The sequence below is a fragment of the Paenibacillus sp. NPDC057934 genome (genome assembly GCF_042887565.1).
GTDB lineage: Bacteria > Bacillota > Bacilli > Paenibacillales > Paenibacillaceae > Paenibacillus_AQ.
Genome location: NZ_JBHVPB010000020.1, coordinates 1 through 12,736, shown reverse-complemented (window position 1 = coordinate 12,736; position 12,736 = coordinate 1). Strand labels below are relative to the sequence as shown.

Below are 12,736 nucleotides of genomic sequence, written 5' to 3'. Positions count from 1 at the left end.
GTTGATCTGCCTAAGGAATTCAACAAAGTAACCTCCAGCCCCACTACACCTAGTGGTTCTGGAGGTTACTTTATTGGACTATATATTCTTTACAGGACAAGCTTCATATCAAGCGAGCTCTCCGGGCAATGACAAGAACTTTCCCCCGATCCAGCTCCTTCTCGTAGAAATCAGCTTCGGCGTCACTGAATCCGAGTGAAGTGATCTTGGAGCGAAGCTCGTCGCCGCGTGAGCGGAACAGGTTGGCCATAGTACCAAACAGTCCTTCTTCCGATAAGCCAACCTCATTGGAGTCAGCAATATCTGCAATTTGTTCTTCACGATCCTGGTCATGACTGATTACATAAATGTCTTCCTTGCTGTAACCGCTGCTCCGTAGCTGATTCACTTCCTCTATCGCCTGTACACCGTTCTCTACCACCTTAGCATACGATCCAGTACCGATTGAATCCATGATCTCACTCTCCTTTAGTTAAGGGTTAAGAGCCACTGTGACAAAAAGACAACTGATCTTTCATTAACCTCAATTCCCCCTATTGAAACGGTTAGGAAGAATTGCCATCGAACAAATCAATGCCGTCCCATGTTCCGGTTGCCGGATTGCGATAAATCTTAAGTGCTATATTCCCCCTCATATATACGTCACCATCCTCGGCCACAAAATATGGGGTTCCCAGCAATTCACGCAAAACATCCTTCTCCGGTTCAATCTTTACCCCGTTAATTAACAGACCATACAGCCGCGCCTGATAAGGGGCGACATGAACATAGATCACTTGTCCTGCATACACTCCTGCTGACATGTCTTCATATTGATACTCCAGACAGTCAGGCCAGGGATCTTGGGCAATGTGAAGCGGTGTCCCCTTGATCTGCAGCAGTTCTTCCTGTGTGGTATCCAGCGAAACGCCTGCCAGAGAATCAAAGCTATCCAAGTAAGTTGTGGGACGGGCGGCATATAGTAGTGACGAAACTACCTGCGCCTGCGGCGCTAAGACGGCTGCGGAATCCAGCTTCTGCGGACTCGCATCCAACATCGGAGAAAGGAGACTAAGCAATAAAATGATCATATTCATCTTGTTGTTCCGCCTTTCTGTTCTGCTTCCGTCTTGCCCTCTACGCCGAACCTACGGCCGAAATTTCTTCCAGAGGGTCGCTGCCACATCCACACCCTTCAGGATAGCAGAGACTTTGCCCCCTTCTTTTTTGGCATAAGTCTCTTCATAAGACTTCACCGTACGCTCCTCAGATGGGGTTAACGGGGTATCATCAATGGATACTGCTTTGCTCTTGTCCTTCAGCTCACGAGATTTGCGGTATTTCTCTATGACGGTCACAGATACTTGTTTTGCGGTTAGCGTCAGTTCATTCATGACCTCGCCCAGATTCTTCACCGAGTCCATAATGGGATCAATCTTCTGAAGCTGGTTCTGTACATCCACAGTAATATCGTTCGCATGCCGGACTGTGGTTTTCACTTCGTACGTAAGCTCATCAATGGTCTTTTGGACCTCCTGCAGCGTCTGGCTGACATTATCGAGAGAATCTTTTGCCGAACGCAAGGTTTTGATTAAAAAGAAGACAAGTACAGCGAATGCGACAGCCACAAGGGCTACGCTAAGTTCAATAATCATATCCAAAAACCCCTTCCAAAATCATAAATGAATGATGGCTAACCTGCCTTAATACTGCATAGTTACCCCTTCGCCAAAAAGCCGAAACAACTTGTCAAACGTCCAGAAGACTATTCTCAGACCCCTTGTTTCAATGACCTACCCCACCGTTTATACAATGACTATCGACAAACGAAAGGGTGAACTCATCATGCTAAAATGGTCTGTAATCCTGCTAGTGATCGCCTTGATTGCCGGAATTTTCGGTTTCTTCAATCTGGTAGCCGCGGCTGCCGGCATTGCCAAAGTCCTGTTCTATATCTTTCTTGTTCTCTTCATCGTCTCGCTCTTTACCGGACGCAGAGGAAGATCCATGTAACCACAGGCTACTCCTAAGTCCCTGCGCTGAAGATAGAAATATTTCGTTTAGTTCACACCCGGCCTCCTTTTGGTTTACTAGAATATTAGCAATCAGCGAGAATGAAAAAAATTCCAAACCAACATCTGGCTGGGTACAGCCTGGATTAAAGTCCCTGCTTCTTGCGTATGTATTTACACCATAACTCTACCATAGCCCCAGGAAATGGTGCCTGTCCATGGTTTTTATTCCAGAAGAATACCTGGTCCCGGCAAAATTCAAAACAGCATACTATTTTGATTGATTTTCTATATTATTAGAAAAGGCTATCCCCACAGTAGATCGTCTACTGAAGGAATAGCCTCTTCTCTGTACCCGCTTGTCGTTCACCCGTCACATACTCTTGCTGTTTGCTGTCGCTCCTGTGTCTTGATTTACTTATCTATATCAGCGGATGACCGATCCTCCGTACAGGAAACGGTTCACCCAAGAAGCGCTTAAATTATCCACTCTAACCCCGCCGGAAGCAACGGAGTAGGTGTGCAGAATTTTGTTGTCGCCCAAGTAGATGGCAACATGTGTGATTTTTTCAGTCAACTTGTTAACACCAGCATAGGCCGATGCGGAATTCCCGCGGTAACTCATAAAGAACATCAGATCTCCGCGCTTTAAACCAGAGATATCCTTAACCACCGTGCTGTTCTGCTTCACCCAATCCCCTTGCTGACGGGAATCTGCGGGGAGCTTCACAACACCTGCATCCATGAATATTTGGCGGATAAAATCGGAGCAATCGAAGGTATCCGTATTGTTGCGGCTGGAGCCAAACTCGTAAGGCGTTCCCAGATATCCCATGCCCGCATTGATTACCCGTTCTACGGCATTACCCGGATTGGAAACAATGGGAGCTGGCGTTGGTGCCGGTGTCGGCATTGGTGTTGGTGTTGGCTTAGCTTGCGTGCCACCCGCACCGGTCAGAGATATATACTGGCTCCCAGCGCTGACATACCCGACCTCACCACTAACAGACTGTACTTTATAGAAATAACTGTTCGTCACTTCCAAAATCGAGACGATTTCACCCTTCTGCAAATACTTCAGCACATTGCTGTTTACAGATGGGGCGGTACGTAGACGAACACTGGATTCAATTTTGGCAGACTGTCCGGCAGAAGCCACAACCATAGATGAATGAAGCGATTCGGATTGGGCGGACGCCTGCTGAGGGCTGACAACCCCAAGCGTCAACGCAAGTGCAGCAGAAACCAATAATGTAGATGTAAGCTGTTTGTGTGACTTGATCATTCCGTTCCTCCGGTTAATTGAAGTAAGAACCAACAAGTGTGCGCGCTACATTTGTTGCTTTCTGCCCTCATTATAGGCTTGACCGGGATTAAGAACATGCCCCAAATTTCATAAATAAGTATGCCACTTTATGGTAAGATACAGGTCTATAGTCGCGATTCCTCCTTGGATTTGGTGGAAGATGGAATGTATTAGGTAAAGTGAATTCTCACCTAGGCTTTAGGTTCCAAATGGACTGCAAGCCCCCCACATTCACTATGAGACAATATCTTCATAAATATCTCCCAAATCCGCTGCTCCCCTACTGTTCTAATTAACGTACGTAGAGAATTCCTTCAACTATTCTCGCCCTTGTAGCAGCATTTAAAAACCATTAGAATAAAGTGAAGGACTTGCTCCCAAGGAGGTTAACACAATGAGCGAAAAAACCGAAAAAGGAAAAATCAATCTTGCCGATGCGATCCGCCAAAAGCTTGAGCAGAAGAAGCAGCAATCTTCCGCCAAGCCGGGATCTTCATTCCAGGCAGGTTCGGCCAAACCCTTAAAAAGCCAGAACAACAAAAAGCCTAACAATCAGCGCCGCCGCACTGGCGGGTCCTAGGGGGGCCTGATCCCCTATCGGGTTCACGGGCAATGTCAAACATCCCGGGCCTGATTCAAGGGCAGGCACATAGGTTACAGCCAAACGGCTGCATACTCCCTACCTACCTACGGGGAGCATGCGGCCGTTTTTACTATTACCTGTAATACAAGAAAAGCAGCCTGTTTAATCCCAAGGGATTAAACAGGCTGCTTCGTCTAGAGCACTCCCGCAGGGGAGCACAATTTGAACTTATACTTCTACAGGATACATGCGCTTGCGCATTTCCTTGACTTCATCGCTCTCCAGATACTCGTCATAGCTCATAGAGCGGTCAATGACGCCGGCCGGAGTAATCTCAATGATCCGGTTAGCAATCGTCTGAATGAACTGATGGTCATGCGAAGTGAACAGGATCGTGCCGTCAAAGTCGATCAGCCCGTTGTTCAGCGCCGTGATGGATTCGAGATCCAAGTGGTTCGTAGGCTCATCGAAGACCAGCACGTTTGCACCGTTCAGCATCATCTTCGCCAGCATACAACGAACTTTCTCTCCCCCGGACAGCACGCTTGCCTTCTTCAGCGCTTCCTCACCAGCAAATAGCATCCGGCCCAAGAATCCGCGCAGGAACGTCTCATCCTGATCCTTGGAATACTGACGCAGCCATTCCACAAGATTCATGTTTACGCCGTCAAAATAGCTGGAGTTGTCTTTCGGGAAATAAGCCTGAGTGGTTGTAACCCCCCATGCATATTCTCCTGCATCCGCTTCTTTATCGCCCATGATTACATCAAACAGCAGCGATTTAGGCTGAGAATATGGGCCGACAAAAGCAATCTTGTCACCTTTATTAACAACGAAGCTAATCTCATCCAGCACTTTCTCACCTTCGACTGCTTTGGACAATCCGCTGATGGTCAGCAGTTGCTTCCCGGCTTCACGTTCAGGCTTGAAGTTGAGGAACGGGTATTTACGGTTGGACGGACGAATGTCGTCCAGCGTAATTTTCTCGAGTTGCTTCTTACGCGATGTCGCTTGTTTGGACTTGGAAGCATTGGCCGAGAAGCGCTGAATAAAGGCCTGCAGCTCCTTGATCTTGTCTTCCTTCTTCTTGTTCGAGTCGCGCTGCAAAGCCTGTGCCAGCTGACTGGATTCATACCAGAAGTCATAGTTGCCGACATACATCTGGATTTTACCGAAGTCAATATCCGCGATATGCGTACATACTTTGTTCAGGAAGTGACGGTCATGGGATACGACGATAACGGTGCCTTCGTAATCCATGAGGAAGTTCTCTAACCAACCAATGGATTCCAGATCCAAGTGGTTGGTAGGCTCATCGAGCAGCAGGTTGTTCGGACGACCGAACAGGGCCTGCGCCAGGAGCACGCGAACCTTCTCATTGCCGCTAAGTTCGGCCATGTTCTTGTCATGCAGTTCACGCATAATACCTAGACCGATCAGCATCGCTGCTGCATCCGGTTCAGCATCCCAGCCGTTCAGCTCGGCGAATTCGCCTTCCAGCTCTCCGGCGCGTAGACCGTCAGCCTCGGAGAATTCAGTCTTCGCGTAGAGAGCATCCTTCTCTTTCATAATCTCGTACAGACGAGTATGGCCCATAATTACTGTCTCAAGCACAGGGAATTCATCATACTCGAAATGGTTCTGCTTCAGTACGGCCAGACGTTCACCGGGTGTGACATGAACATCACCGGAGTTCGATTCAATCTCACCGGACAGAATTTTCAGAAAGGTAGATTTACCGGCGCCGTTCGCACCGATCAGACCATAGCAGTTACCAGGAGTGAATTTTATGTTTACATCTTCAAATAGTGCGCGTTTTCCGTAGCGGAGTGTTACGCCGCTTGTACTAATCATTAAGCATTACCATCCTTTTCACATAGGCTTCCGGCTCATTATAGCATAAAACCCATTATAATAACCCGTCAAAGTGGCGTATCAAGCGGGAAGTTTACATCAAAAATGCACTTTCGTACTCATTGCTCTACTGTCCGAGCCTCCGGCTTCACGACAAGCGTCTCTCCATAGCTGAGGACCCGCACTCGTTCCTGCGAAATACCATGACTCTTTCTTGCTTCCTCCATCCGATCCAGCGCCTCTCTGGCCGTATCGTCGGCGAGCCGGAAGGTACCATAATGCATTGGAATCATCGTCTCCGCACCGACATCCACAAAGGCCTGCATCGCTTCCTCCGGATTGACATGCTGTGAGGTCATGAACCACTCCGGCTCATATGCACCGATCGGCATAAGGGCAATATGGATCTTGAAGCGCCTGCCAATCTCCTTGAAGCCCGGGAAATAGCCGCTATCCCCGGCAAAATACAGATTGGGTGGCAGTTCACGCCTCGCGCCCCCTTCAGAAGGATGCTTCTCCGGCTGCGCTGGCTCCAGGATGAATCCTCCCCAATGTGAGGTGTTCGTGTCAAAAGGAGTGCGCCGTGTCCAGTGCTGGGTGGGCACGAAGGACAGCTTGATGTTACCGATGGTAAGTTCCTGCCACCAATGCATCTCCACACAGCTGCGGAATCCCTTGCGAACCATCTTCCGCTTTAATCCCACGGGCACAACAATAGTTGTTCCCGCACCGTAGAGTTTGCGGATGGAGGCGATGTGCAGATGGTCATAATGGGAATGCGAGATGAGGATCATGTCGATCGGAGGCACATCCTGCAGACTCATGCCGGGTTCTCCCAGTCGTTTCTCAAAACCCAGACGCCGAGCCCAGATCGGATCAGTAATAATGTTCATGCCTTCATATTGAATAAAAAAGGTAGAATGCCCAATCCAGGTGATCGTGGTCTCCAGTCGGTTCTCCGCCAGATAGGACAATCTGGGGGGAACGCTCGGCACTACATAAGAGTAATCCTTGATCTTCCTGCGGCGTTCTTCCCGCCATTGACGGAATTCTTTAAGTTTCTTGTCGGTGCTGACATTGTCAATATTGTTGTAGCGAATTTTTTTAGCCATCGTAATCTCTCTCCTTCACAGGTTTGCCGGGCAAACTCCGTGGCAAGCGAATATATATTAACTATAGGTTTTGACAGACATATTTGCAAAATATCCAGTTTGCTGCGCAAGCGTGCGCCCTTTTATAGAAGAATCGCTTGTCGGGCTTTTCCAGCCCCAGGCCTGGTTCTACTCATTTTACCCATTCCTGCTGTAGACTAAGCTTGTCACGACAGGTTAACAGGCTTTGTGTTCAACAGGAGAAATGATGTAAAATGCGGATAAGACACTATCCGTTTTAGGGGGAGCTACGTATGAAGATAACTTTTATTGAACCGACGCCAAGTCCAAATACGATGAAGCTTCATCTGGACGAAAGTCTCGAAGCGGGCATCCGCAGAACCTATACGCCGGAAAGCCAGCGTTCCGCCCCGTCCTGGGCGCAGGAAATGCTGACCATTCCCGGTGTAACCAGCATCTATCATGCCGCAGACTTTGCCGCACTGGAGCGCAAAGGCAGTGCCGACTGGGCAGCCATTCTCCGGGAGGTTCAGGCCCGCTTCGGAAGCGGCGAAGGCTTGGCTGAGGACTGGAGCCTGACCGACGAGAATGCCGGAGCCCACTTCGGAGAAGCCCAAGTATTCGTGCAAATGTTCCGCGGCATTCCGATACAGATCCGTGTGAAGACCGGTGTGAACGAACACCGCATTGGCTTGTCCAACCGCTTCACGGAGGCGGTTACCAATGTCGCCAGCGCCGTGATGATCAAGGAGCGCAAGCTCACAGATTACGGCGTCCGCTACGGAGAGCCTGACGACATTGCCCGCGAAGTGGAGCAGGAACTTGAGGCGGCATACCCGCAGGAACGCCTGGACTCTCTCGTTCAACAAGCCATCGCGCACGGGACCGCCAGCGAGTTCGTCGAGCAGCGGGTAGACAAAGACCGGGACGAGCTGCTACGAGACTTGAAGGACGAAGACTGGCGCGTCCGCTACGCCGCGCTGGAGGCCTTGGCACCAACGCCGGAGCTGCTTCCGGAGCTGGGCGCAGCACTGCATGATCTCAAGCTGCATATTCGCAGGCTTGCGGTTGTCTACTTAGGCGACCTGCGCACGCCAGAAGCGATGGAGCTGCTCTATGCAGCGATGAAGGACAGCGCCCCAGCCGTAAGGCGCACTGCGGGCGATACTCTGTCCGACATCGGCGACCCCGCCGCCACGCCTGTCATGACAGCGGCGCTGACAGACACTAGCAAGCTGGTCCGCTGGCGTGCTGCCCGGTTCCTCTATGAGGTCGGAACCACGGAAGCGCAGGCTGCGCTGATCCTTGCGGCAGAGGACCCTGAGTTTGAGGTGAGCTTGCAGGCGCGCATGGCGCTGGAGCGCATCGCTTCCGGCGAGGAAGCGGCCGGAACGGTCTGGCAGCAAATGTCGGAGCGCCGTCGCACTTAAGGTCCAGATTTCCGTATTTTGTCATTGCTCGCTGCTGGAAGATGATCTATACTGATTGCTGTTGTGTTTATAAACGAATGAAGTAGTAAAGATAGCCTCATCATACCTAGGATGAGGTAGAGGTCGCGGATAGGAAGAGTACGCGCGTAGAGACGTTGAAGAGCCGTCGATGACACGCCGCCGAAAGGACTATTCGCCGAAGCCTGTGCCGCCGCTCTAACTGTGGCGCAGGCTGGGGCCGTTTCCGAAAGGAACGGAACTGTCACGGAGCATTTTCCTATTGCATAGGGAATGCACTGTGTTGCGCTATCTTCTCAGGGAGTATGATGCGGAAGCTGTCTATCCAGAAACCGCAGCCACCGTCTGCGGTTTCTTTGCGTCCATAATTTGACGCAGATGCCCCGTTACCCGGTGCATGGCCTTCACACTCCCCGTTCATGAACAGAAACATGAGAACAGAAGGAGTGTTTATTTCATGCAAGAAACAAGTCATCCACAGACTGGGGGCGGCCCTGCAACCGAATTGAAAAAGTCATTCAAGGCCAGACATCTCACGATGATTGCCCTAGGCGGGTCCATCGGAACAGGACTGTTCCTCGCCAGCGGCGGCGCCATTGCCGCCTCAGGTCCAGGTGGCGCGCTGCTCGCCTATAGTGCTGTGGGGATCATGGTTTATTTTCTTATGACGAGCTTGGGTGAACTGGCAACGTACCTGCCGGCTTCCGGATCCTTCAGTACATATGGCACCCGTTTTGTCAGTCCTGCCTTCGGATTCGCTGTCGGCTGGAATTTCTGGTACAACTGGGCCGTGACGATCGCCGCAGAGCTGTCCGCCGCCACCGTCATCATCAAATACTGGTTCCCGGACAGCCCGTCCGTACTATGGAGCCTACTGTTTCTGCTGCTAATGTTCGGCTTGAACTTCCTGTCTTCACGGGGCTACGGAGAATCAGAATACTGGTTCGCTATTATAAAAATAATAACCGTCGTTGTCTTCCTGGCTGTAGGCGTACTCATGATCTTCGGCATCATGGGCGGTGACGGAACCGTGGTTGGCTTCAGTAACTTCCAGCTGGGCGGTACCTCCTTCCATGGCGGATTCTTCGCCTTTGTCGGGGTCTTTATGGCAGCCGGATTCTCTTTTCAGGGGACTGAGCTTGTCGGCGTTGCCGCAGGTGAGAGTGAAAATCCACGCCGCAATGTGCCGCTGGCGATCCGTCAAGTATTCTGGCGCATCCTGATCTTCTATATCCTGGCCATCTTCGTCATCGGGATGCTGATCCCTTATACGAATCCCGATCTGCTTCGTGGCGGGGTCGATGATATCGGTGTCAGCCCGTTCACAATTGTCTTCAACAAGGCAGGCCTTGCCATCGCCGCTTCGGTCATGAATGCTGTCATCCTCAGCTCCGTGTTGTCTGCGGGGAACTCAGGCATGTACGCTTCCACCCGCGTCTTGTACGCTATGGCCAAGGACGGCATGGCCCCGCGTGCGCTGGGCAAGCTCAACCGACGCGGTGTACCTGTAGGTGCCCTGTTGGTAACCACGGCCGTTGGGATGCTGGCCTTCCTTGCTTCCTTTTTCGGTGACGGCGCCGTCTATAACTGGCTGCTGAACGCCTCCGGGATGTGCGGCTTCATCAACTGGCTCGGCATTGCCGTCTGCCATTATCGTTTCCGGCGCGCCTTTGTCGCGCAGGGACATTCTCTCGATGAGCTGCCTTATCGGGCAAAATGGTTCCCAATCGGACCACTCTTCGCCTTTGTACTGTGCATGATCGCAATTCTGGGCCAGAACATGGGCGCCTTCACAGGTGGACGTATCGACTGGTACGGCATTCTCGTTTCTTACATCAGCTTGCCGCTGTTCCTGTTGATCTGGGTCGGCTACCGCTGGTTCCGTAAGAGCTCCATTGTGCCGCTGGATCAATGCGACCTCAGCACTGAGGCCAAATAGATTCCAGGTCTTAGTCCAAGCAGCCCAAGAAAATAAGAACATATTAAAAAGGAAGAGGCGTTTGAGCCTCTTCCTTTTTTGTAGCTAATACATGTGCACTTTTCTTTGAGCAATGACGAACAACTTCACAACAGCCTCAGAACTACCCCGCTCTTCTTCATGGCCCTGCCCATTCTAAATGATTCCTTGTCCAATGCCGACGATGGCCCATTTCTTATACAAGGCTACTTCCAAATCACATACACTCTAAGGTCACTGGTATTGTCGAACTTGCTGCTAGTGTAGGAAGGATTACTCAGTCCTAACGCATACAATACCTGAAGATCATTTGTAAGCGATTTGGCACTGCCTCGGTAACGGAACAACAACGATTGCTCCCCGGATGCTACTGCCTTCTCAGCTAATACCTTCAGGTCGGATACCGAACGGATAATTCGTCCTTCATCATACAGTTCATAGTGAAGCTCTTGCTGCAGTTTTTCGTATACGGCGACTTTGGGTCCGCCCTGGCTAACCAACTCCGCAAGTGTCTTGTGGTACCCCTTAGATGCTGGCGGATAAGGCTTGGTCCAGGTATGGTCACGACGCATCTGTGCGTCCGTCCTCATATAATAGTTGTGGCTAGCCACCCCGGCCTGATCGGGTGTCGGATCATCCCAGGTGGTGTCCAGGTGATACCAATGTCCATCAAGCTGGACCAGATTCCAGGCATGCGACAGAGTCGAGCCTCCCTCTGGTTTGGCGGTTCCCTCCACGATTTTGTTCGGGATGCCGGCTCCTTTCAGCAGCTTGTAGGTTAGCAGTGAATAGCCCTGGCAGACTGCACTACGGTTCTGAAGTGCTTCATAGGCGGTATAACGGGTATAGGAGGTATCGTATTTCAGGTACAGCACCACCCAGTCATGGATCACCTTCACCTTCTCATGATTGTTCATCCCCGGTTTAATGATATCCTTAAGCACAGATGCCACCTGCTTATTGACATATGCGGTCTGTTGCAGGGTCTCACGGTATTTGACCTGTACGGTGACATTAGCGGAACGGCTGCTTCCCCGATAGGTAAAGCCGTAGCTGTCTACAATATAATATAGGTAAGGATCGCTGCCCATCGCCTGATCCAGTGCAGTTTGTATCCCATTTTTTAGAGTAGAGGTCTTACCTTCGTAAGTAAACGTGATGGTCTCTCGCCGATTGTTCATTGCGCCCGTTAGTCTCTCAGTCATTTGTGCTATTGACCCAAGCGCAGCGGGCTTGTCAGCCGCGTAGGCATAATCCCAGCCCCAATAAATCGCCGGAGGTATGGCTGCAGCAATGATAATCCCGCCGAGAACAGCCTTTCCCAATGTAAAACGAATCTTCCTCATACTATTTTCCTGCCCCCCGCGCCTCATTACTTGCATCCCTTTAATCTTAAATAGAGCACGTACGCAATTCAATAGCCTGATTATATATTTAATGCCGGAAACTCTGTTTCCACGACTGTAATCTTCACAATATGCAGAAAAGATTATTCAACCCTTGCTTCTCATTATCAACTTAAGAGATCAAAGGATCAAGCATGTAGTTTTAGGCAAGTTGAGCTTGTCCTCAATTCCATGAAATGCACCATCGCTCAGGAGATGAACAGCAACGCTATGCACGTGCTATAATTACTATAATATTCGAATTCCTTATATAAGTTGGAGGTGTCTCTTGGGCAGAAGGAAATGGATGATTCAGGTGTTCTCCCTCACGCTAATGATTCTTATTTGTGCTACTGTCTATTTCTCATTGACCGGACTTCCACAAAAGAAAAGCGAGGCGGCTAATGAAGTAAAGGCGTACCTCATTCATACAAGAGCTTATCCTCCGGAGGATATTCAGACGATCAGAGGCGTATATAGGTTTAAATCAGGTGATTATCAAGCAGAGGTACGTTATAAGGATGAGCCTAATGTGAACTATGTTTATGAAAAAAAAGCAGGAACTTTCCTGCTCATTGAAACCTCAAATTTGCATGGAAATCATATGGATGAAACATTTTAATAAGTAAAAAGTGCTTCAGCCGATTGTGAGCAATCGAAAGCCTGTCGATCAGGGACGTCACCTTCTCCGTACTTCGCAACAGAAATTACCGGAATCCCCAGGTGTTTGTTCGCGGAGCGTCCACAACAAGTGCTAACATACATCTACTTCAAGGCAAGGGTAGGTCAAGTGCCATTCCGTCAATAAAAATTAGCTCTACCTCCTCAACTAAGAGCATTTTTGCACCTTATATTTCTGAAATAGAGGTATATATGGAGAATAGGGGCATTTTTGTACCTTATTTTTGCAAAAAGTACGCTGAGAGGGCTATTGTGGAAAATTAACGTACGATATTGCACCTATTTTCCTCATCACCTTGAATACTGACAATTTAAGGTGCAAAATGTACCTCTGTCAATAGAGTGGACACAGTAAATAGGGTCAATTCGCGAGTTTTAGATTGCTGTAGTAAAGTGACTCAAAACGATCTGGAGACAGA

The 12,736-nt window shown here is 49.8% G+C and carries 12 protein-coding genes and 1 riboswitch; of the genes, 5 read left to right on the top strand and 7 right to left on the bottom strand.

The genetic code is table 11. From position 1 onward, the window contains the following. Positions 1-103 precede the first annotated feature (103 nt). The 3 genes from ACFVRY_RS28510 to ACFVRY_RS28500 form a co-directional block, all read right to left on the bottom strand. Complete coding sequence (locus tag ACFVRY_RS28510; RefSeq protein ID WP_066365914.1) at positions 104-454, bottom strand: YflT domain-containing protein; 351 nt, start codon at positions 452-454, stop codon at positions 104-106. A gap of 91 nt (positions 455-545) precedes the next feature. After that, a complete protein-coding gene (locus ACFVRY_RS28505) occupies positions 546-1,076 on the bottom strand; it encodes a hypothetical protein (RefSeq protein ID WP_387503629.1) in 531 nt (176 codons plus the stop codon). Between the two features lie 51 nt (positions 1,077-1,127). Then, positions 1,128-1,634, bottom strand: coding sequence for a DUF948 domain-containing protein (locus ACFVRY_RS28500; protein WP_387503628.1), 507 nt, complete (start codon positions 1,632-1,634; stop codon positions 1,128-1,130). Between the two features lie 190 nt (positions 1,635-1,824). On the opposite strand from ACFVRY_RS28500, the gene ACFVRY_RS28495 reads away from it, so the two are divergent. Beyond that, entirely contained in the window at positions 1,825-1,992 is a 168-nt protein-coding gene (locus ACFVRY_RS28495) for a DUF1328 domain-containing protein (RefSeq protein WP_083205100.1), read from the top strand. Positions 1,993-2,418: 426 nt separating this feature from the next. Here ACFVRY_RS28495 and ACFVRY_RS28490 read toward each other — a convergent pair whose 3' ends face one another. Beyond that, positions 2,419-3,276, bottom strand: coding sequence for a C40 family peptidase (locus tag ACFVRY_RS28490; protein ID WP_387503627.1), 858 nt, complete (start codon positions 3,274-3,276; stop codon positions 2,419-2,421). A gap of 415 nt (positions 3,277-3,691) precedes the next feature. On the opposite strand from ACFVRY_RS28490, the gene ACFVRY_RS28485 reads away from it, so the two are divergent. After that, on the top strand, positions 3,692-3,877 hold the full coding sequence (locus tag ACFVRY_RS28485) for a hypothetical protein (protein ID WP_387503626.1): 186 nt from the start codon (positions 3,692-3,694) through the stop codon (positions 3,875-3,877). Between the two features lie 231 nt (positions 3,878-4,108). Here ACFVRY_RS28485 and ACFVRY_RS28480 read toward each other — a convergent pair whose 3' ends face one another. Continuing rightward, positions 4,109-5,734, bottom strand: coding sequence for an ABC-F family ATP-binding cassette domain-containing protein (locus tag ACFVRY_RS28480; RefSeq protein ID WP_387503625.1), 1,626 nt, complete (start codon positions 5,732-5,734; stop codon positions 4,109-4,111). 119 nt (positions 5,735-5,853) lie between these two features. Next, entirely contained in the window at positions 5,854-6,846 is a 993-nt protein-coding gene (locus ACFVRY_RS28475) for an MBL fold metallo-hydrolase (protein ID WP_387503624.1), read from the bottom strand. Between the two features lie 293 nt (positions 6,847-7,139). Here ACFVRY_RS28475 and ACFVRY_RS28470 point away from each other — a divergent pair, with 293 nt between their 5' ends. Beyond that, entirely contained in the window at positions 7,140-8,276 is a 1,137-nt protein-coding gene (locus ACFVRY_RS28470) for a virulence factor (protein ID WP_387503623.1), read from the top strand. A gap of 109 nt (positions 8,277-8,385) precedes the next feature. Next, a riboswitch (Lysine riboswitch) is annotated at positions 8,386-8,593 on the top strand. A gap of 158 nt (positions 8,594-8,751) precedes the next feature. Beyond that, entirely contained in the window at positions 8,752-10,233 is a 1,482-nt protein-coding gene (locus ACFVRY_RS28465) for an amino acid permease (protein ID WP_387503622.1), read from the top strand. A 224-nt stretch (positions 10,234-10,457) separates the two neighbouring features. Here the strand turns inward: ACFVRY_RS28465 and ACFVRY_RS28460 are convergent, their stop codons facing one another. Then, entirely contained in the window at positions 10,458-11,597 is a 1,140-nt protein-coding gene (locus ACFVRY_RS28460; protein WP_387503621.1) for a transglutaminase domain-containing protein, read from the bottom strand. A 346-nt stretch (positions 11,598-11,943) separates the two neighbouring features. Between ACFVRY_RS28460 and ACFVRY_RS28455 the strand changes: the two genes are divergently transcribed. Next, complete coding sequence (locus tag ACFVRY_RS28455; RefSeq protein WP_387503619.1) at positions 11,944-12,258, top strand: DUF3139 domain-containing protein; 315 nt, start codon at positions 11,944-11,946, stop codon at positions 12,256-12,258. Positions 12,259-12,736 lie beyond the last annotated feature (478 nt).